This window comes from Weissella halotolerans DSM 20190, from assembly GCF_000420365.1.
Taxonomy (GTDB): domain Bacteria; phylum Bacillota; class Bacilli; order Lactobacillales; family Lactobacillaceae; genus Weissella; species Weissella halotolerans.
The window spans coordinates 49622-70944 of record NZ_ATUU01000005.1; the positions used below are offsets into that span (position 1 = coordinate 49622).

The window sequence follows — 21323 nt, forward strand, 5'->3', positions numbered from 1 at the left end:
TTTATTTTTTGGCTTTCCCTGCGTTTTTATTTTGAAACCAAAAAGGAGTATTCAGGTATGAATCAAGCCCAATTTTATTTTTTGTTATTACTAATTGGATTAAGTCAGTCCGATTGGCGATCAACCAAGATTAATAGCTACTTAGCCTTGCCCCTGGCCTATTTAATTTTATATCACCACAAGCACGTTTATTTAACGCTTATCATAATTGGCTATGGCATTAGCTTAACCCTAAATACTTTAAGTCATCAACGCTGGTTAGGACACGGTGATTTAGACATCTTCGCCCTAGGTTTGACCCTTCTCCCTCCTTTGAATGGTCTTAACTGGCTTTGGTTAGCTAGCCTTAGTCAACTCCTTTGTTATATTTGTTTGCCCACTAATACTCAGCTACCCTTTATTCCTGCCTTGACTTTTGCCTGGCTAGTCATCACAGTCATTTAAGTAAATAAAAAGACCCGTTACAAACGGGTCTTTTTATTATCATTTAATTAAATCAAAGCCAACAATTCTGACTTCTTAGCTGATGAGGCAAAATCAATGTTATTTTGGCTCAAATAAGCTTTAATTTCAGCTACTGTGTTCTTTTCAGTAGGCTTAGCAACTGAAGCTGTCTTAGCAACTGTAATGGTTACTTCAGTCTCAGTCGTTGCAGGCGTAATAGAAGGAACATGTTGTCCGTTAGTTTCCAAAGCTTGCTTTGATTGAGCTACCAAAGCTTTAAAGGCTTCTGGATCTGAAATAGCCATATCAGCAAGCATCTTACGGTTCAAGGTAATACCAGCCAATGACAACCCATTCATGAACCGTGAGTATGACAAACCATTGATGCGGGCAGCAGCATTGATTCGCGCAATCCATAGCTTACGGAAGTTACGCTTCGTGTTCTTACGATCACGGAAGGCGTATGACCAACCCTTCCAAACCTGTTGCTTAGCAACACGATAATTGATGTGGCGTTGACCACGGTAACCCTTAGCCAACTTAAGCATTCTCTTGCGACGTGCACGCGTTACATTTCCACCTTTAACTCGCATGGATTAATCCTCCAGTAATTCTTTAATTTAATATATTAGTGCTTTCAACGTTATTTTTTAACGGCCCAACAAATGAACATAGTTCTTCAAGGTCGTGTGGTTCATCATTGCAGTTCCCCGCAATTGACGACGTTGCTTCTTAGTCTTACCGTGGAAACGGTGTGAAGTGTAAGCATTGGCTGACTTTAAGCCACCCTTGGCAGTGCTCTTGAAACGCTTTGCAGAAGCGCGGTGTGTTTTGAACTTAGGCATTGTATTTCCTCCAATAGAATTTAGTTACTTAGTCTCTTTGGGTGCAAGCACCATAGACATGCTGCGCCCATCCATCTTTGCGCGGGCTTCAACCTTGGCAACATCTGATAACTCATCAGCTAACTTGTTCATGACCTTGCGTCCGATTTCCTTATGGGTAATCGCACGACCACGGAAACGAATGGATACCTTAACCTTGTTACCCTTGTCTAAGAATTTAACAGCCGCCTTTTTCTTGGTGTTAAAATCATTCTCATCAATGGTAGGGCTAAGGCGAATCTCCTTAATCGTAACAATCTTTTGATTCTTACGTTGTTCGCGCTGCTTTTTTTGCAACTCAAACTTATACTTACCGTAGTTCATGATTTTGGCAACTGGGGGCTTAGCATTAGCTTGTACTAACACCAAATCCAATTCAGCTTCATCAGCAATGTGTTGGGCGGCGCTTGTCGCCATAACCCCTTGATCACCATCGTCAGTGATCAAACGAACTTCACGTGCATGAATTCGATCATTAACTAAATCCCTGTCTTTGTCTCTATGTTGCGGTTGACGTACGTTTGCTATGGTCCTTACCTCCCAAAAAACTTTTGAAACAATAATAAAAGCGGCTCATCGTAAAGACGATAACCCGCTAATCCATGCTCATAGTGATGTTCACATTATGATAACCCACCGAGAAAAACTCGATCAGGTGAACAGCGGGCAGCCGTTTCTTTATTCCTTAACAACTCTTAATGATACACAGTTATTCGGCCGCCGTCAAGATATTATTTAAAACACCATTAATAAACTTGCGTGACTGATCATCGGTAAACGTATGGGCTAACTGAAGTGCCTCATTAATCACTACATTAGTTGGCGTTTGCCCCAATTGGGCTTCATACAATGCCAATCTTAGGAGAACCAAGTCAGTTAATCCCAAACGATCTAGGGTCCAACCAGCAGCTAGGTGGTCACTGATTTTAACATCTAACTGATCTACTTGCTCAGTAACTCCCGCAACTAGAGTCAAAACCTGTTCTGGTAAGGCTCCCTGCCATTCAATTTCAGGATCACCATTTAGTACCTGTTGCACCACGACCTTAACATCTGCATCAGGGTTCATTGCTAAACTAAAAAGGGTTTGGAAGGCCACCTGCCGTTCTTGATGCCGGTTTAATTCAGCCATATTACTTTTTTGCCCCCATCTCTGTATCATCATCGCCAAACAGATTATCAGGGTCAATTAATGAACTTGTCTTTGATGAAATCATCCCCTCCACATGAACATTAACATCATGCACAACTAATTCTGTCATGGCTGCAATTTGTGAACTAACACGTTGTTGAATTTCCTGGGCTACCTTCGGTACGTTAACCCCATAGTTAAGATAAACAAACACATCAACGTCTAACCCATCTTCATTCTGACTAAGTTCAACGCCCTTACCATGTAATCGGCGACCAAAGGCTTCTTGAGCACGTTGTGAAAGCGAACCACGTAAACTGGCAACACCATCAACTTCTTGGGCTGCGATGCCCGCAATAATGTCTAAAACCCGCACATTAACCCGGGTGTCACCTAAGGACTCTGAGTTCTGACTGAGCATAATGGTTTCTTCTGCCATGGCTTTGTCCCTCCTTTACTGTAAAATGCCGACCGGTTGCCGGCCGGCATTTTGTGTTCTCTATTTGGTTTGGCTGCTTATTAAGGCTAAGCTATGCTTATGCCCGTGATGAATAAGAACCACCATCATCGGTGTTGACAATCAACTTGTCTCCAGCATTAACAAAATCTGGTACCGTAATGACCAAACCTGTTTCCATCGTTGCTGGCTTACCACCACCGTTTGCTGTAGCACCCTTAATGCCTGGTTGCGTTTCCTTAACCGTCAACTCAACTGTTTTTGGTACTTCAACATCCAAAATTTCACCTTCATAGGTTGTAACCTTAACGGTCATATTTTCTAGCAGAAAACGTAAGGCATCTTGCAACTTATCATCTGGAATTGAAATTTGGTCATAGGTTTCGGTATTCATGAATACCCGTGCATCCCCTTCAGCATAAAGATACTGCATATCTGCACTCTCAATACTTGCTGTTTGGAACTTATCACCAGGACGGAAAGTTACTTCATTAACTGCTCCCGTACGCAGGTTCTTTAACTTTGAGCGCACGAAGGCCGCTCCTTTACCTGGCTTAACGTGTTGGAATTCCAATACTCGCCAGATTGATTGGTTATACAAAATTGTTAAACCAGTCTTCAAATCATTCATACCAATTGTTGCCATGATTACGTTCTCCTAAACTATTTGTCTTTCTGCACTATATTACCAACTTTACAACTAAAAAGCTAGTCCTACACGTCTCTAACAGCAAAAAGCTCTCTTTGTAAAGAGAGCTTTTTACCAAACAAGTCTTTATTTTTACAAGCGTGCCCGTAATTGTGCTGTTAAATCTTCATAACCTGGCTTGCCAAGCAAGGCAAACATATTCCGCTTATAGGCCTCAACACCTGGTTGATTAAAGGGATTAATCGCATTTAAGTAGCCTGAAATACCTACGGCCAGTTCAAAGAAGTAAATCATATAACCCAAGTGATACTCATCTTGCTTTTCAATTTCAACAACCATATTAGGTACACCACCATCAACGTGAGCTAATAAGGTACCATCCGAGGCCATTCGATTAACATAGCTCATCTTTTCACCCTGCAAATAAGCAAGACCGTCATCCGCATCTGACGTCGGAATCGTCACATCAGACTTAGGCGCGGTAATCCGTACTAAGGTCTCAAACAAATTACGCCGACCATCTTGAATGTATTGACCAAAAGAGTGCAAATCAGTTGAGAAGTTACCAGAAGCTGGGAAGATTCCCTTGTGGTCCTTACCTTCTGATTCGCCTTGCAATTGCTTCCACCATTCCGCAAATTGTTGCAAAGTTGGTTCATAGTTAATCAACAATTCAGTCGTATAACCCTTACGATAAAGGATATTCCGATAGGCTGCATAAGCATAGGCATCATTTTCCTTAGCATCTGTTGCCTGGTAATCATCATGTGCCTTTGCAGCACCAGCCATCAATTGGTCAATATCATGGCCACCAGCGGCAATTGGTAATAGCCCAACTGCCGTCAAAACTGAGAAACGACCACCAACGCTGTCAGGCACAACAAATTCCGTATAACCCTCTTCATCGGCCATTTGCTTCAAAGCACCCTTATGTGCATCCGTCGTAGCATAAATCCGCTTCTTAGCTGCATCTTTGCCATACTTCTTTTCCAACAATTCCTTAAAGACCCTAAAAGCAATCGCTGGCTCAGTAGTCGTTCCAGACTTAGAAATCACATTAACTGAGAAGTCACGGTCACCAATCATATGAATTAATGAATTTAGGTATTGAGGTGAAATGGAGTTACCAGCAAACACAATTTGAGGCATCTTCCGTTCTGCATTTGGGTAAGCCGCATCAAAGTAGTCATTTAAGAAATCTGTTACAGCTCGTGCTCCCAAATAAGAACCGCCAATTCCAATGACAACCAGTACATCAGAATCACTTTGGATCTTTTTAGCTGCTTCCTTAATCCGGGCAAATTCTGTTTGGTCATAGGCCTTAGGTAAATCTAACCAGCCCAAGAAATCTGATCCAGCCCCAGTACCTTCACGTAATTGCTTAGCCGCCATGTCAACTGAAGGTTGCATGAGCTTTAATTCATCGTCATTTACAAAGGGTGCTAGCTTAGATGCATCAAAATTTAATGTCGCCATAATCTCAAATCTCCTTATTTCATCTTCCTTATTGGTATATACCGATTATAACACGTCCACCCACTTATGAAAACGGTTTCCTGATAAAAAAATCAGTTTTCAACAAAAAAAGACGTTACCCAAATGAGTAACATCTTTTTTATATACGGTATTATAGCTTACCTAAGTTGGAAATCATAATTGCACCAAGTACAACCAAGAAGGCCCCGATAACAATATAGACCATCTGGCGCTTGGTCTTTTTCTCACCCAAGATGTAAATTCCACCAAAGGTTCCAACAAGTACCCCTAGTTGGGATAAGGTCGTGGCCGTTGCTTGTCCAACTTGTGGATTGGCCGCTGAAATGAACATGAAGATATTTCCAAGTGCCCAAACTAGACCAGTGGTCATATTGCGCCAAGTACCAGCCTCAAACATCTGATGACCTTCCTTCATGAAGAAGATTACGACCACAAAGGCACCAATCACTTGTCCTAATGATTGTGGCCCTACAATTGATGTCATGTAAGCTAAACCAGAACCGTTTGGTTCGCTCCGCACAGCTTCAGAAATAAAGCCAAGCTTACTTAAGAGGTTAGGGAAGACAAAGTACATCATATAACCAATGGTTGAAATAATTAAGGCAGTAAAGCCACTGGCATAGGCTGTCTTTTCAGCCTGACTTTCTTTCTTTTGCTTAGGATCTGGTAAGGCTGTCAAAACAGCTCCACCAGCAACTAAGACAATTGAAATTAAGCCAAAGAACCACATTTTAGCTGTTGTCCATTCACCTAATACAGCAGCTGCCATTAATGCATTCGCTACGATTTGACCTGCCGTTGAAAGCGGGTTACCAACGGACACCCCTAACTTCTTAAAGGCCACAAATTGACCAGCTGTTCCAACCGCCCAAAAGAGCCCCGAAACAAAACCAACTAACCAAATCCGAGGGTTAAAGGCAAACTCTGCCCCAAAATTAGGTAAAACATATCCAAATAGGCTTACCAACCCAAAGACAAGCGCTCCAAAGGTCATACCTAAGGTACCTTGGGCAGCCGTACCTCCCATTTTGGTGGTAACAATTCCAACGGATCCCCATGCTAATGCGGGGATTAAGGCAATTAATATTGACATAATTCAGTTCCCTTCACTAAATAATTAAAAAATAAAGTAAAAATTTCATTTACCAGGTGGTTATCATAGCACACCGAAAACGGTTTCACAAGTTTTTTTAGTCACACCTAAAAAAAGCTTATATTAAGAACGAAGGTTCTTTTTCTTACCTGGTCGTTCAGCCTTAAAGCCATAATAACGCCGACCCTTAAAGGTCTGCAAGGCCAATTTCCCAGTTACTGGACGCGGGGTCTTCCCCCGCGCTTGATAGTCAAAGGTGATGGATTCCCCCTTCAGCAGAGCGGTCACTTCCTGGTCTGTAAAGCGGTGTTGCCCCCATTGTCGGTTAAAGGTAACCTCCTTACCGGCAAAGGCGCCGGCAACTTTCTCAGCTGGTCTAGCCTTTTTTGCCGGTGATTTAGTCTTAACTGGGCGTTTTACAACCTGTGGCAAGGTCTGAGCATTTGCCTCCATCACTGGTAAATCATGATTAACTACTTGACTGGCCGATGCCAAGACCTGATCCATCGACAGGTTAAAGTCACCCACTTCGTCCATCATGGTAAAAAGACGTTTTGTTATTTTAGGCGAGGCAATCCAGGTATCTGCTAAAAGGGCGGCCGAGACTTCACCAGCCGTTGTTAAAGCTAAGCGACCTTTTGTCTCATTTAAAAGTGCCCGGTGACCCTGACTCATCTCCGATAAGGTCGCAACTCGAGTCGCACCAGTGCCAACTCCTTCGGTTTCCAAGTAGTGCATGATAGATTTAGTCGTAGGTGCACTAGGTTTAGGATTCACCCCTTCTTTAACTAAGGGTTCTGCCATTGGCCCCAGCACTCCTTTACTAATCGATTGGTCGCCAGCGTCTTCTTGTGGAGCCATTAATATCAGTTTAAAGTTTAAGCTGATGGGCTCATTATACCGGGTTTTGAAGGTTGGGTAGTCTGCTAGCTCGGCCGTTACCTGTTCATAATCATAATCTTCAGCTAACATGGCCAAATAACTCTTAGCGACTAAGGTGTAAATGGCCTGCGCACTTGCACCATAGCGGCGAAGTTCGGCTAAGGTTTTAGGAACCTTTTCACCCGGCCGATTTGCGCCATGGGCGCCTTTAGCTTGCACATGTGTTTTACGCGGTTGACGATGGGTCAATAGATCAGCCGGCACTGCCACAAGGGCAGCAATCCGGTCAACAAGCGGCAAAAGACCTCGGAATTGTTCAGGCGTCACCGTCCGATCTTCCGTTCGGGGATAGGAGACATATTGAGCTTCATACAACTTTTGATAGGTTGCTAGTACTTCCTTAGCTGAATAGCCCTGCGGTGCTAACCGTGCCGCAATCCCCGCAAGATCCAACAAAGGGGGTGGCGTTTGCCGTTTTTGTTGTCGCTTTTCATTCACGACCCGGCTAGCATGATAGCTTGCTGCTTCCGCCTTAGCCGCTGCTGCATCTGTAAACCGCCAAGGTACTACTTGACCTGCTGGCACCTGCCGTTTAAAGATATGCCCAGCTGGATCAGTAAACTGAACTTCAAAATACGGTTTTTTTACGTAGGCTTTAATAGCCGCAAGTTGTTGATAAATACGCCAAATAATAACCGATTTTAACCGGCCTTCACGCGCCAGTACCGGATAGCCAGCCTTTTTAGCCAAGGTCGTCGCAATCCTAGTTAACTGCATAGACAAATAATCCCAACGGCTCCGACTTTCACCCTTTAAGTAAGGACCATGTGCCCACTTATTTGAAACATCTTTGAGCTTCTGGAGGGCAGCTTGAATTTCCTTTTTTGACTCATCCATAAAGTTTGCCCGTAAAACAGAACCCTGCCATCCAATCGCCTCTAAGACTTCAAAGGCTAACAAGTCGCCCTCTCCAGAAGGATCTGTATCTGTGGCAATCACGATAGCATCGTAACCTTGGCGGCTCTCTAACTGTATGGCTTTCAATAGTTGATGGTTGGTTTGGCCACGGCGATACTTGCCCTGACCACCCTTAATTACCTGACGCTGCCACTGAATTTGTTCTAGGGGCCAAGGCATATTAGCCAACTGCCACGATTTAAATTGCTTTTGGTACGCCGTCGGCACCATCTCTTCGGGCTCCTTAAAAGTTAAAAGATGCCCCCGCAAACTCACAATATGATAGTCAAAATCGGCAAAATGCCCACTTTCACCACCTAAGGCTCGTTTGAAATTTTGCGCGGCCGAAGCTTTCTCCGTTAAAATTAAATACCGTTTCATAAACCTCGCCACCCTATCGTTTGATTCGGTTTTTACTGTCTACTTGTCTGCTATGGCTGGATAAGCAGCCAATTTTATTCCCAACTCTTCAATCAAATCTAACAATGCGATATTTAAATCCGTCGTAGAACCAAAAAAGTCATCAGCCCCCCGGTCAGACATAGGTGCAATGACCTGGATAGCCACTCCTTGCACTGTTAAACCCGTTACCATAATTTGATAGGCCATCTTGGTATCATCAAAACGCCAATTCTGCTTTAAAAAAGCCATCATTTTTTTAAATAGTTGATCAAGTTCTGGCTGTGTTGTGTCACTAGCCAAGGTGAAAGTCACATTGGCCCGTGGAATTTTTACCCGGCTAATATCAGTAATCGGCTCATTGGCCAAGGTTGCATTAGGAACTACTAATAATGTTCCATCTAAGGTTCGCAATCGAGTCGAACGAAAAGTAATATCTTCTACAATCCCAAACACCGATGGTGACTGAATTTTATCACCAATTGAAAAAGGACGTTCCGTAATAATAATAAAACCACCCAGCAAATTTCGAATTTGGTCCTGAGCCGCCATTGAGACAGCTAAGCCGGCCAGCCCAACACCAGCAAAGAGCCCACTTAGATTAATCCCCCAGATAGATAAAATAATGAAAAAAATCAATACTACCATACATGCTTGGCCAATATGCGTTAGAAAAGGCCCCACTAAATTGTCCACCTTCACGTCTAAGCGGTTGCCAGCTCGATCTACCAGGTGCATAAAGTGTGGCATTAGTTGATAGAGGGCATAGCCAAAGCTTAGCATCATGATTGTCGCAACCATGCGATTGCCTAAAATAAAGACGAATCGTGGCGCATGCAAGGCATATAAGGCCAAGTACCAGCCGCTAGCAAACACAAACCATTGTGCAGGTCCCCGCAGCGCCTGGACTAAATTAGCTAGTAAGGACCAGCGCCCCAATCTGGGTACTAACTTAGCAAAAAGCCAGCGGACGAAGTAGTGTCCAACCAACCAGGTAACACCAATGGCTGCTAAAGCTTCACCCACCGTCAACCAATCAAATTGCGTCATCGCCCAATGAATTAATCTATTTACCATTCTTTAATCCCTCACCCCTTCGTTATCCAAAGCATATAATACAATCTAAGCCAATGAACTTTTTAAGGTTACCCCAAAACAATCAGACCTAAAGTGTGAGCAAGTCTTGCCGCTGGTCGATTAAATAGTCAGGACCAGCTGAGGCAACCAGTTGTCGATCCTGCTCACCCCAGGTAACACCACAAGTCCGAACGCCAGCGGCCTTCCCCATCGCAATATCATATTTAGTATCACCAATCATAACTGTCTCTGCCGGATTTAAGTCATAAGTCGCCATTAACTGATGAATGCCTGCCGGTGCCGGTTTGTAGGCGGCGACGTCATCAGATCCTAACACACCGGTAAAATAATGACTGATTTCCAAGCTTTGTAAGTCACGTTCAATGCCAGCTGATGACTTGCTGGTATCAATAAATAGTTGTTTTCCTTCTGAAGCTAGGGTTGCCAAAACCTCTGCCATGCCAGGAAAGAGTTTTAACTGTCCAGATAAGTCCTGGTAAATACGGCGAAAAGACTCTAACAAGCTATTAAATTCAGCCTCATTTTGGGACTGATCTGGTAGTAGGTCCTTGAAGAAAACCTCGATTGGTAGTCCAATGTATCCCTGGACAAGCTCTGCTGCTGGTACAGGTAAGAAATGTTGGGCAAAAGCTTGCTGAGTTGCCTGAATGGCTACCTGACCTGAGTCAGCTATCGTTCCATCAAAATCAAAAATATAATTACGCATTTCATCCTCCTAATCGGTCTAATCGGTCACAAGATCAATTGCCTGACTGGCAAGGAGCTTCTCTAGTTGCTGACGAATATACTTATAAAGCGTTGCATATTTAGTAGTAGCATCCGTCAACCAAGGTTTCTTCGTACCACAAAAATGCAAAAAGACTGTGTTAGCTAGTACCCAATCCAAGGACCACTGCCCCTCACCCTGCATCTGATACGTAAAGTCCTTACGCACATCATAGTTGTAAAGGGCATCCGAAACGGGCAACATATTTTCACCATACAACTTATTCAATACATCCTGGTCTGGCAAAAGCAACTGATGACGATACTCTCGGATAAAGTTAAAGATATCTTCGGCACTGACTTCCTGACGAATCTTGTTCAAATTCATTAACAGAACCCCAGAATTGAAATAATAATCCACATCACTATCTAAACGGATTTTATTAATCGGACCGGTCAACTTTAACATGTCCGTATGCATTGCTGCCGCATACAGATAGTCCGAAATATCCTGCTCGTAAAGGGAACTCAGATCGTTAATGCAGAGAATATCAGCATCTAAATAAAGAATTTTATCTATATCTGTGGGCAAGTATTCATGGGCTAATAACCGGTAATAGATTGCCCTTGGATACCGGCTGGATACTGGTGCTCCCTTAAATGCATTAGCCCCTAAAATAATGGGCACATAGTCAATACCTAAGTAATTAAAAAAGGCGGTTAATTCTACATGTCGCTTAAGTTGTGTCTCTTGAACAACATAAACCGTGTAGTGGTTATTTTGTCTGGAGTTCAAGTAAATCGAATAGATTGTCGTCATCAATTGGTTAGTAAAGTGATCATCAATCGAAAATAATAAATTAATTTGCATCTTATCTTGGTCCTCACCTATCGTCCCACTTAGTCCAGGGGTCTGCAGGCTCAAGCTACCTTGCTGAGTCAGAAACAGTTTATACTGCTAGCTTAACGGAATTTATCTTGAATTTAGAGAGACCAAGGTAAATTCCAGAAAAACCTTAATAAAAAAGCCTCTGGCCAATGACCAAAGGCTTCCTTATTTAAAAATGTGAACTAGTGTCAATGTGTGTGTTCTTCATTTCGACTAACAATCACTGAGGCACCAATGGAAATAATCAACAGGCCAACAATTACCCCTAATGAAGTAAGATTTGAAATTTCAAGGGGCAAGCCAAACATCTTGCCCACTTCGTTTAAGACCATCTTTAAGCCAATAAAGGTTAAAATCCCAGCAATACCATACTTGATGTAGCGGAACATTGGCAATAAACCAGCAATGGCAAAATACAATGACCGCAGGCCCATAATGGCAAAAATATTTGACGTAACTACAATAAAGGTATCCTGAGTTACCGCCAAAACGGCTGGGATCGAATCGGTAGCAAACATCAAGTCTGACGCTTCAATAAAGATCAAGGCCAACAAGAATTGCGTTACATAGGTCTTACCATTTTCATGCACCAAGAAGTGCGGCTGTTGCACATCATCTTTAACCGGTAAGATGCGGCGCAAGAATCGAATAAATTTATTCTGGTCTAAATCTTGCTCTTGGTCCTTTTTAAAGAACATGCTGACACCAGTATAAATCAAGAAGGCCCCAAAGACGTACATCAACCAAGCAAAACGTTGTAACAGGGCTGCTCCACCGATAATGAAGAGTAGGCGCATAACCAAAGCCCCAAAGATCCCCCAAAAAAGAACCCGGTGTTGATACTGTGGCTTAATCCCAAAGAAGGCAAAGACTAAAATAAAGATAAAGAGATTATCAATACTCAAGGACTCTTCTAATAGGTAGCCGGTTAAAAAGTCAATGGCATGCCCTTGACCAGCGGTCACCCAAATAATACCGCAAAAGATAAAAGCCAGTAGGACCCAAAATCCAGTTTCCAACAAGGCCGATTTCATGGTTGGCACTTCATCCTTACGATGCACAACCCCTAGGTCCAACCCCAACATGACCACAACAAACACAAAAAAAACTATCCAATACCCAATACTAACTGTCATTAACTCTCGTCTTTCATTTACATGCACAAGGAATCTCTACAATTATTCCTAACCTTTTCATTGTTGGCAGTGAAGCTTAACGCTAACTTAAATATAGTTCACATCATAAACATTTCTATAAAAAAAGAACAGACCTCCCATTGTCTGCTCTTTCTTTACCGTTCTATTCATTCAAAGGAGTATCCATCAAAGTCCAGGTTAAGGTGGCACTGTATTTAACAGCAGATACCTTAGTTCCTGGCACAATGACTGCTGGACCATTGGTTGCATTCCAATCATCTGAAATATTGCGTTCGTTGACTGGCGTTACCTGTTGATAAACCTGGGTCATGTCATTACCATCTGGCACCATGGTTGGTACCCCATTTTGTAGGTAATTCAAGACACCTGGCAACTGCGTATTGTAGACAACACCTGCTGCCGTAAAGGGTTGATCAATTTGCAAGCCTAAGGCCCAAGGAGCTTTAGTTTGTCGTGAATCGGTTACTACTAAAGGTTCGTCACCCGTCGCCTTTTCCAGACGCTTTTGAATGGTACCAGAGATAATCTTATTTTCCCCACCATCTAAAGCTGCTGGAGCTGAGACAAACCGTAAGGCACCCGTAACATCAACTACCAAGGTGATATGATCAACTTCATGGTTGGCTCCGCCAGTCACATCATAGACCGTTACAGTGAAGGTTTGTGAACCATAGGTCAACTTATCAGCTGGAATTTGCAGGTCGTGGGCAATATACTGCCCGGTCTTGTCACCATCACCAGTCTCAACTGAAGCTAAAGGCGCTACTTCATTACCCTCTTTGTCAGTTAACTTAAAGGCCAAGGTCTTATTTGGGTCGGTATCCTTCCAGTAGAATTTAGTATTTACCCCACGATCATTATAATCAAGGGGCGGTAACGTTTTATTGGTTATCGCTTTATCCGCTGTATCTTCCCAAGATAAATTAGTTTTACTAAATTCCTCTGTCAACGGAATGGTCACAATACCAGAAAAATTACCATCATGCTTTGACGTACTATTAAAGGTATAAAAAGCCTTTTTAGCACCTGTACTTAAATCAAACGCAACAGTTTCAGTATTTGCGTCATAACTACCGCTCTGTAAAGCAGTCATGGGATCAACTTGATACATTTCATCATTACCAACTCCCGTAATTTTACTTGAACCCGGGAAGGTCGCCGGTGGTAAAATCCCTTCTTCCTGTAATCCCCTGATACTATTTTTGACTAGCAAGGGGGTTCCTGTCGTATAGCTTTGTTCAGGCAAGATAATGTCTTGATACGACAAGGCTAAGGCCGGATTAGGATCATCTTGGTGGACAAAATTAATCGCACTAATATCAGAAATACGATTATGGGTTGCATCAAGTTGAATCAAATCAGGCAGCTTATTCAACACTGAAATTGATTCAATATGGTTATACCGCACAAACAAATTTTGTAACCTAGTTGCATCTACTAGTGGGTCTAGGTCCACAACTTGATTATTCATCACACTAAACTTGATTAAATTTATTTTCCCCTGCATACCATCAATTGAGGCTAGCTTATTATTTTCAAAGTAAGCCTCCTGTAAGGCATTCAAATTAGCTAAGGGTTTCAAAGATGTTATCGCATTATCTTTAGCCCAAATTTTTTGTAACTTCGTTAAATTAGCCAGGGGATTCAGGTCCGAAACTTGATTACCACTAGTATTACTCTGGTCTTGAATACTAATAGATGTTAGATTCGTCATGTTTTCAATCCCCTCTAAGGACCCTAATTGATTGTTTTCAAATCCCAAAAAACCAGTTGGGTTCATCCCTGAGGTAGCTAGCGGTACCAAAGAGGAAACTTTATTATTAAGTAAATCAACATAAGTAATTTTAGTGAAATTTCCTTTCCCAATCGGTCCTAAATCACTTATGTTATTGTCTCTCAAATCTAATCCAGTTGGATTGTTGAAATACTGAATTCCTTCAAGATTAGAGATACCTTTTCCGGCCAAGTACAGTGGTTTGTCCTTATATCCATCAAAGTAATTTTGATTCACTTCGGCATCAACATTCCCATTTGTCCACCAATTAGCTACTGTTTGGGCAAAATTATCGTCTGGGAAAATTTCGCTAATCTTTCTTGGCTCAGCTAAAATTGCCGCCTGGACTGGGCTTGCAACTGTCGACATCATTACCACTGCCAAAACTACACATAGAGCCAACCAAATTTTTTTCACCATCTTTTCCCCTCCTTTCTTCAACGACTTTAAATAAAAAGGTCAGTTACCAATAGATGCTTCATAGCACTTAGGCAACTGACCTATTCATAATCTCTTAATCTAACTACTTATTTTTATCCGTCCGTAAATGTTGCAGGCCCATCAATGCCAGAGCAATTAACATAGAGAGTCCTAAAACAGAAATGGTAGCTGCCTTTTGCGTATCTTCTCCCGTGTCGGGTAAGCTTACACCAGAATTAGCAACCTGCTTGACCTCAGCCGTGTCAGTTATCCCATCAGTTGGAGACGCAACCGTAGTCGTCTGTTTATCAGATACTTGACCACCCTGATTTTCACCAATTTGATTGTCATTCTCTGTTTGACCACTGTCCATCTTTGCTGAATCACTAAATGAAACCGTCACAGTACTCTTAGCTGGAACTACTTCAATGTTCGGATTATCTGGTGATACCGGTGCTTGCGCATAGGCATCCAACGGAACTACTAACCCTAATGTAGTCACTGTTAAGATTGCACATAAACACTTAATCATTTTTTTCACGTTTATGCCTCCTCCACAGATAGTAGAAAGTACCACTTATCAGGACAACCACCAGCGCAATAATTAACCAAACCCACCACGCAATTGTGTGTACCGTCACATCACGCTTGTTTAAGCGCTCCGCTTCTGACTTAGCCACAGTGAATGTCTTTGAAAACTTCCAGTGACCGTCATTGGCATCCATCTTAATTTCAACACGATAGCGACCGGGCTTTAAACGATCACCATTTAACGGAATTGGTAGGCGATAGATACTATTTGGGGCAAGCTGCTTAGCATTTTTCTTATCAGCTTTCACCTCATACAAAACCTTATCACTTCCAGCCCGAAAAATTTTACCAGTCAAGGTAACTCCATTCACAAAGGTGGGCTTTGTATTGTGGATGTCAGCAATAAAAGCCGTGCGATAGTTTAATTGAGCTACCGCCGTCTTACCAAGTTTCAACACCGGCTTAACCTTAGCTGTGTCATTTTGCAAAACCATTCCAACTGTGTAGGCATACCGGTTTACGACATTTGCACCTGCCGTTTGTTTCTGCTCTTTCACGTTGGTCTGCTGGAAAGTAATCCCACCGGCTAACACCCCTTTAAAAGCATTTTCTGGCATGTGAATATCAATTGGCACCTTAACTGAGGAATGTGGTCGGATAGTAATCGACTTTGGCATAGTTACAATGTCTAACAAGTCTCCTTGCTTTTTATAACTTGCATCCATACGTGTTTTTAAGTCTTTTTTATTGACACTATCATATTGAACAACACCGGCTGTATTCGTGTAAGCCCGTCCGACCGTATTGCCAACTTCAACTACATCCTTAGTATCATTACGCAGGTTAACATAAACCGTCTGCTTAGCTCCCGGCTTTAACTTTAAATCAAAATAAGTAGCCTTCTGATTAACTTGATTAGCTGGAGTTGCTGGCTCGACAGCAAAAGGTAATTCACTTGCATAACTAGGAAGTAGCCCTTGCAAGCTGAACATTCCCAGCATAGCAGCAACTACTAAGCCTAATCGTTTACACATTTTCTTTGCCATCTTCACCGTTCACCACTCCCGTCTAATTAAGCAACTGGGTTAGCAGGTGTATCTGACAAAGTCCATGTCAAACTTGTTGAGTACTTTTGATCAGCAATTTTATTTGACTTACCAGGTACAGATAGAGTTACGGCCTGATCTACGTCACGTGCACCACCATCTTCATTGGTATCAGCTTCATTTTTTAGGTCAGTATCAGCACCAAAACGGTCAACCCATGTTCCTTGACCAGCGTCAACAGGGGCATTCATAGCCAGAACGTTCGCTCCAACTTTCAATTGTGTATCGGCTGCACCTGCAAGCACTTGACCGGCCGCACTACCATCTTGCGTAGCTGTATTCATACCCTTAATAGCAATTTGAGCACCTGTCAATGTGTTTGTGCCATCAGCCGTCTTAAATTCTGCGTCTTGCTTGACATTTAACTGCCAACCTTGACCTGTACCACGGTTATCAGTTACTTGCGCATACAAAACATGTGGCTTAGTATCATCGACAAACTTTTGAGCTTTAGCAAAGTAAGTCATATCTTTTGAAGAAATCTTTTGCTTTCCAAAATTAAAGTCAGATACATAGTCAATTGATAGGGGCCCTTGAGTACCCTTATCAGGATCAACCGGATTCTTGTCATTAGGATCATCAGGATCTACAGGGACTACTGGGTTATTAGGATCTATTGTACCTGGTTTACCATTTTCATCTGGGTCTGGACTTACCGGATCCACCTTATCCGTGTTGGGTGTAAAGGTAACTCCCGCAGTGGTGTTGTAGTTAGCAACATCGGCAGCGTTAGCTACAACTGGTAAAGCTGTCCCCAAAGCAGTGGTTGCCAAAACAGCTGCACTTAGTAATTTAACATTACGCATAATATAAAACTCCTCCATACTCGATTTACCGGCTAGACACCAGTAAGTAATAATAATCAACGACTCCTTTAGATACTGAACACCACAGTCGCCTATGTTTACTATTATAAACTAATATGATATCTGTGCAATTATTAATCACCATAACCATTTTTGTCTTAAAACTAGTTTTTGACCATCTAATATGATTGCCTTTGCATATATAAAGCAAGGCAAACGTAGGGTACTTGCCAGTTAAAGCCCTCTCCTATTAAAAAAACTTATTAGACCTATAAGCAAAAGGAATTGCCCCCTCGCTGGGAAGCAATTCTTTAAAAAACCACTAGTTTTCATAGACCATCATTAACCAACCAGCCCTCTCTATTAGGGCAATGGCAGGGCTTGTCTAATATGGTCAACAATTTCTAAAATGAGTGGATCCTTTTCTTGAGCATACATAATACCGTAAAAGTCCCGGACAAAATCCGGTCCTAGATCCCTCACCGCCATATCTGAGGTCACAAACTTATCAGAGATTACGGATTGGCCGAGACCCGCCCTGAGCTGCGCAATAATAATATCATTATTGTTTACCGTAATTATGTGGTCAGGCTTTATGGCATGATTGCGGAGGTACTGCTGGGTGTAGTAATTCACGCCAGACCCTATTTCTCGAATAAAGAAAACGCCTTGGCTTGGATCACCCGCTAATACTAACTGATCCTTTGCTAGCACAAAAGAATTCACTAACGGATCGCTCAATGGCCGCTCAATAATTCCCAGCTGGGCATCATGATTCGCAATCAGGGCGAAGGCACTGGCAGAATTGTGCATTTCAATTGAAATCTTCAACTTGGGTAAATAAGGGAGTAAATGCTGCAATAGTTTAGGCAAAATACTAGTAGCGGTACTGTTTGACGTCACAATTTTAAAGGGTAGCCGTTTGTGTTTTTCATGCATCACTTCAGCTTTAATTTTCTCCCAATTAATTTTCATTGCGTTTAACTGGTCATACAAGATCTTAGCTGCATTCGTTGGCAGTACATCCTGCCCTGACCGCCGCTCAAATAAGGGCGTTTGAAACTCTGCCTCCAATTTTTTCACCCGCATTGTAACCGTGGGTTGTGATACAAATAAATGCTCAGCGGCTTTGGTAAAACTTTGCGTTTCATAGACTGCATTAAATGTCTCTAATAACGTAAACATAACGTTACCCTCTAATCCCATTAGTTTTTTTAATTAAAAAGATATCTATAATTCATTTTACTTATCCGGGAACAACCAGATAAAATAATTACTGTAAATATACCACTTATTAAGGAGAAAGCTAATGCAACTTTCACGAAAACAATATGCTGGACTAGTTTTAACGGTCCTCTTATCCCTTTTGTCTCTAGTGCTAGGCCATTTTTTGCCCCAGCTAGGTGCTGAATCCATTGCCCTACTGGCCGGACTAGTTTTAGGAAATCTCGTCTTCACTCAAGACCGCTGGCAAGCAGGTGTCCTCTGGGCAGAAAAGTATCCAATCGAAATTGGCATTGCCTGCTTAGGCTTTCAAATTACGTTGCATACGATTCAAAAAATTGGCCTCGGTGGTGTTATTTTCATTCTGTTACAAATGATAGCAACCATCTTGCTAGTTTACTGGGTGGGGCGCAAAATCTTTAAAGTCGATTTAAAAGCTGGCCTTCTCATGGCCGCTGGTAATGCCGTTTGTGGTTCCAGTGCTATCGCTGCGGTCGCACCCAAAATATCAGCTAGTGACAACCAACGGCGGACTTCAGTAGCCATTGTCTCCCTTTCTGGAATTGTATTACTCTTTGTCCTCCCAGTACTAGGACCACTACTCTACCAGGACCACTCGCTTTTAGTTGGTGCCCTAATCGGCGGCACCCTCCAATCAGTGGGTCAAGTCATTGGTGCCGCCTCCTTAGTCAACGGTTCCGTTACTGTCTATGCCACCCTCTTCAAGATGTTACGCATTATCTGCCTCTTCATCGTCGTCTTAGGCATGGCTAAGTTTGTCCAAGTTAAAGAAGCAAAGGAAAACAAACCTGCTGTGCAAGTCAATGGGTTTAAACTAGTCCCCTGGTTTATTTATGTTTTCTTAATCCTCATGCTTTTAGGTAGTCTGGTGCAGTTTCCGCAACCAATTGTTGCTGGCGCTAAATCAGTGACTTCCTTTTTCAGCGTCATTAACCTAGCTGGCATCGGACTTAACCTTAAATGGTCCGTTATTAAAGCCTCTGGCGCTAAATTATTGTCCTATGGGCTAGTGACTATCACCATCCAGGTTCTCCTAGCAGTCACACTCATCATGTTTATTTTTTAACTAAAAAGACCTAAGTTTAACCCAACTTAGGTCTTTTTATTAGCTATGATGATCCTTTAAATAAACCTTTGTCATCGCAATCGCAATCCAACTAACTAGTAGCACCGGCAAAATAATAATATTTAATAAATCAATATTAAGCACCCGCGTTGAAAGCGACAACTTACGCACATTTTCCATGTTCGATGGTGATGAAGTAAAGAACTGATAAAGGGTAAAAAAGATGGTCGTCCATTGAATATAGTATTCTTCTAGCTCAATTAAGGTACTATCATTACGCGTTAACCGAAAAACAAAGCGGACAAAGAAAAAATTAAAAACCCCAGCTAATAATATATCCATAACTCCAAAAGTAAAGGCATCCATATTCTGCCCTAATAGTTTAACCACCACTAGGTAATTAATCACAGTAGCCATCACAATGGCAAAAAATGCCAACACCAACATAACGAGTAAAGCTAAACTGGCTTTTAAAAAGAGAAAGCGGTCACTATAACTACCACTTAAGTATCCGATTAGCAAAAATAAACCAGCAATAATTATCATTGCCATGAACTCATATCCCTACTTCTTTCAAAAATCATTTAAACGTTGTTTTCCCAGTTACTTAAGCTTAACACAATTCAAGCAACAACCCACCTGCTAGTTGATTTGCTACCTAGTGCTTAGGATTCAGTTCCAATTGGCAATGGCAGTACCTGCTTTAAACTCTTTGCTAACACTACAACCAACGTGACTTTAATCCCCATTGGAATTAAGAAGGCTACTAAGCCAGTCATTAGGCCTTGTTGGATTGGCATCCCGGTCTGCCAGATCAGCCAAAGCGACCCCAACGTCAATTGTAGGGCGGCTGCCACTAAATTGGTGATGACCATCATCGACCAATGCCGCGACCAAGTAAGTCCAGTTCCAATCATCACTGGGAAGATCAACATGGCTAAAAGGTAACCGCCAGTTGGTCCCAAAATAGCTGCTAAGCCAGCTGACCATCCTGCAAAAACTGGGATACCCGCTACACCAATTAAGAGGTAGCCACTGGTGGCTAAAAGTGCAATGCGCCGGGTTGTAATCGATGCAACTAAAGGAATAATCAAGGTTTGCATCGTTAATGGCACTGGTCCTAGCGGAATTGATAGTGGCGCCAGCACAGAGATGAGTGCTGTAAACAGGGCCGCCAACGTTAGCGTACGAACTTTCATGTCTGTGTCTCCTTTTTAACTTCCAATCTGACTTCCTATTTAGATGATAGAAACAAGGTTAATATGCTTAACCAATTTTAAGCAAGCCCAGGCCCCTAACCCTAAGATAACTTAAGGAAATCTTTCCTAAATCAAAAAAGGACCTGTATAAGGTGCTACAGGCCCTTTTTTTAAACTAATGAGCAGTTAAGTCACGTGGCAACATACTATTTGATAATACCCGTAGTTCATTCATCAGAATTGGCAGATGTCTGGTTTTCAGGCGGAGACAACATACCAAAAGTATGCTGGCATCAACCGTCTGGCGTGGATTTAGGTCAACCAATTCTTGAATCCGACTTAAACGATATTCAACCGTCCGGCGGTGAACCGATAAATTTTTAGCGACTGTATTTAATCCTGACTGCTCAGTTAAATAAGCCCACAGGGTATTGAGCATGACATGGTCTCGTTGATTAAAATCCAATTCTTCTAGCCGTGTTTCAAAGTCTAAATAACGTAAATTTGATTCATACATAGGTTCAAATAGCGCTACTTCGTTAAATTTCACTAATGAGGTCTGCAAGGACAAATTCACAAAACATAGCGCAAAGAGGGCCTCTGTTACTGCACCAAAAAAATCAAAATGACGGTTACTAACGCCTATCTTGGCCTGCTTGTCTAGTCTTGTTAAAAGAACATCTAACTGGTCTTGACCATAAAATACGTAGACATGCCGCCGTTGATCTAATGAAAATTCATAGCGACTTAATTTTTGATTGGGCCAATGGGCCTGGTCAACGACTACCGCAAAATGTTTAGCCTTTAAATCAATACCATTACGTACTGCCTGTTCTGCAAAAGCTGGTGTAATGGATAAATCAAAATCAGATATGTGTAACCACTGCGTAAAAAAGTCTTCCTGCCGTTTATTATCCGGTCCATATTCCATTA

General features: G+C 42.2%; 23 protein-coding genes and 1 pseudogene. 2 read left to right on the forward strand and 22 right to left on the reverse strand.

What is annotated here, in order from left to right; all coding sequences use genetic code 11:
• Positions 1 to 57: 57 nt before the first annotated feature.
• Complete coding sequence (locus G414_RS0106460) at positions 58 to 444, forward strand: hypothetical protein (protein WP_022792006.1); 387 nt, start codon at positions 58 to 60, stop codon at positions 442 to 444.
• 47 nt (positions 445 to 491) lie between these two features.
• Here the strand turns inward: G414_RS0106460 and G414_RS07710 are convergent, their stop codons facing one another.
• From G414_RS07710 to G414_RS0106550, 19 genes and pseudogenes are all read right to left on the reverse strand, one after another.
• Positions 492 to 629, reverse strand: a complete 138-nt coding sequence (locus G414_RS07710) for a HeH/LEM domain-containing protein (protein ID WP_420031177.1) — start codon at positions 627 to 629, stop codon at positions 492 to 494.
• Positions 627 to 1037: pseudogene (gene rplT, locus G414_RS0106465) on the reverse strand (50S ribosomal protein L20); the annotation flags it as partial. The pseudogene rplT and the gene G414_RS07710, both read right to left, overlap by 3 nt.
• A gap of 57 nt (positions 1038 to 1094) precedes the next feature.
• Positions 1095 to 1289: a 50S ribosomal protein L35 gene (gene rpmI / locus G414_RS0106470; protein ID WP_022792008.1), complete on the reverse strand. Its 195-nt coding sequence runs from the start codon at positions 1287 to 1289 to the stop codon at positions 1095 to 1097.
• A gap of 24 nt (positions 1290 to 1313) precedes the next feature.
• Positions 1314 to 1856 (reverse strand): translation initiation factor IF-3, encoded by a 543-nt coding sequence (gene infC / locus G414_RS0106475; RefSeq protein ID WP_051125802.1) that lies wholly within the window; start codon positions 1854 to 1856, stop codon positions 1314 to 1316.
• 181 nt (positions 1857 to 2037) lie between these two features.
• On the reverse strand, positions 2038 to 2460 hold the full coding sequence (gene nusB, locus G414_RS0106480) for a transcription antitermination factor NusB (protein WP_022792010.1): 423 nt from the start codon (positions 2458 to 2460) through the stop codon (positions 2038 to 2040).
• A 1-nt stretch (position 2461) separates the two neighbouring features.
• Positions 2462 to 2899: an Asp23/Gls24 family envelope stress response protein gene (locus G414_RS0106485; RefSeq protein ID WP_022792011.1), complete on the reverse strand. Its 438-nt coding sequence runs from the start codon at positions 2897 to 2899 to the stop codon at positions 2462 to 2464.
• A 97-nt stretch (positions 2900 to 2996) separates the two neighbouring features.
• Entirely contained in the window at positions 2997 to 3563 is a 567-nt protein-coding gene (gene efp / locus G414_RS0106490; protein ID WP_022792012.1) for an elongation factor P, read from the reverse strand.
• A 135-nt stretch (positions 3564 to 3698) separates the two neighbouring features.
• A complete protein-coding gene (locus G414_RS0106495; RefSeq protein WP_022792013.1) occupies positions 3699 to 5042 on the reverse strand; it encodes a glucose-6-phosphate isomerase in 1344 nt (447 codons plus the stop codon).
• A 151-nt stretch (positions 5043 to 5193) separates the two neighbouring features.
• Positions 5194 to 6156, reverse strand: a complete 963-nt coding sequence (locus G414_RS0106500) for a GRP family sugar transporter (protein ID WP_022792014.1) — start codon at positions 6154 to 6156, stop codon at positions 5194 to 5196.
• A gap of 123 nt (positions 6157 to 6279) precedes the next feature.
• Positions 6280 to 8376 (reverse strand): DNA topoisomerase, encoded by a 2097-nt coding sequence (locus G414_RS0106505; RefSeq protein WP_022792015.1) that lies wholly within the window; start codon positions 8374 to 8376, stop codon positions 6280 to 6282.
• 39 nt (positions 8377 to 8415) lie between these two features.
• Entirely contained in the window at positions 8416 to 9471 is a 1056-nt protein-coding gene (locus tag G414_RS0106510) for a mechanosensitive ion channel family protein (protein ID WP_022792016.1), read from the reverse strand.
• 88 nt (positions 9472 to 9559) lie between these two features.
• On the reverse strand, positions 9560 to 10198 hold the full coding sequence (locus G414_RS0106515; RefSeq protein ID WP_022792017.1) for an HAD family hydrolase: 639 nt from the start codon (positions 10196 to 10198) through the stop codon (positions 9560 to 9562).
• A gap of 18 nt (positions 10199 to 10216) precedes the next feature.
• Complete coding sequence (locus G414_RS07405) at positions 10217 to 11068, reverse strand: glycosyltransferase family 8 protein (protein WP_022792018.1); 852 nt, start codon at positions 11066 to 11068, stop codon at positions 10217 to 10219.
• A gap of 206 nt (positions 11069 to 11274) precedes the next feature.
• Positions 11275 to 12222, reverse strand: coding sequence for a TerC family protein (locus G414_RS0106525; RefSeq protein WP_022792019.1), 948 nt, complete (start codon positions 12220 to 12222; stop codon positions 11275 to 11277).
• A gap of 163 nt (positions 12223 to 12385) precedes the next feature.
• A complete protein-coding gene (locus G414_RS0106530) occupies positions 12386 to 14437 on the reverse strand; it encodes a leucine-rich repeat domain-containing protein (RefSeq protein WP_022792020.1) in 2052 nt (683 codons plus the stop codon).
• Positions 14438 to 14540: 103 nt separating this feature from the next.
• A complete protein-coding gene (locus tag G414_RS0106535) occupies positions 14541 to 14978 on the reverse strand; it encodes a hypothetical protein (protein ID WP_022792021.1) in 438 nt (145 codons plus the stop codon).
• Positions 14962 to 16002 (reverse strand): WxLIP family cell surface protein, encoded by a 1041-nt coding sequence (locus G414_RS0106540; RefSeq protein ID WP_162138067.1) that lies wholly within the window; start codon positions 16000 to 16002, stop codon positions 14962 to 14964. Before G414_RS0106540 ends, G414_RS0106535 begins: the two co-directional genes overlap by 17 nt.
• A 38-nt stretch (positions 16003 to 16040) precedes the next feature.
• Positions 16041 to 16880, reverse strand: coding sequence for a WxL domain-containing protein (locus G414_RS0106545; RefSeq protein ID WP_022792023.1), 840 nt, complete (start codon positions 16878 to 16880; stop codon positions 16041 to 16043).
• A 363-nt stretch (positions 16881 to 17243) separates the two neighbouring features.
• Positions 17244 to 18065, reverse strand: a complete 822-nt coding sequence (locus G414_RS0106550; protein WP_022792024.1) for a LysR family transcriptional regulator — start codon at positions 18063 to 18065, stop codon at positions 17244 to 17246.
• 124 nt (positions 18066 to 18189) lie between these two features.
• Between G414_RS0106550 and G414_RS0106555 the strand changes: the two genes are divergently transcribed.
• Complete coding sequence (locus G414_RS0106555) at positions 18190 to 19191, forward strand: YeiH family protein (protein WP_022792025.1); 1002 nt, start codon at positions 18190 to 18192, stop codon at positions 19189 to 19191.
• Positions 19192 to 19230: 39 nt separating this feature from the next.
• Here G414_RS0106555 and G414_RS0106560 read toward each other — a convergent pair whose 3' ends face one another.
• From G414_RS0106560 to G414_RS0106570, 3 genes are all read right to left on the reverse strand, one after another.
• Positions 19231 to 19743 carry an SA1002 family membrane protein gene (locus G414_RS0106560; protein ID WP_027694586.1) on the reverse strand — a complete coding sequence of 171 codons (513 nt, stop codon included), beginning with the start codon at positions 19741 to 19743 and terminating at the stop codon, positions 19231 to 19233.
• 113 nt (positions 19744 to 19856) lie between these two features.
• Positions 19857 to 20390, reverse strand: a complete 534-nt coding sequence (locus tag G414_RS0106565) for a biotin transporter BioY (RefSeq protein ID WP_022792027.1) — start codon at positions 20388 to 20390, stop codon at positions 19857 to 19859.
• A 175-nt stretch (positions 20391 to 20565) separates the two neighbouring features.
• Complete coding sequence (locus tag G414_RS0106570; protein WP_022792028.1) at positions 20566 to 21321, reverse strand: helix-turn-helix domain-containing protein; 756 nt, start codon at positions 21319 to 21321, stop codon at positions 20566 to 20568.
• Positions 21322 to 21323: the final 2 nt, after the last annotated feature.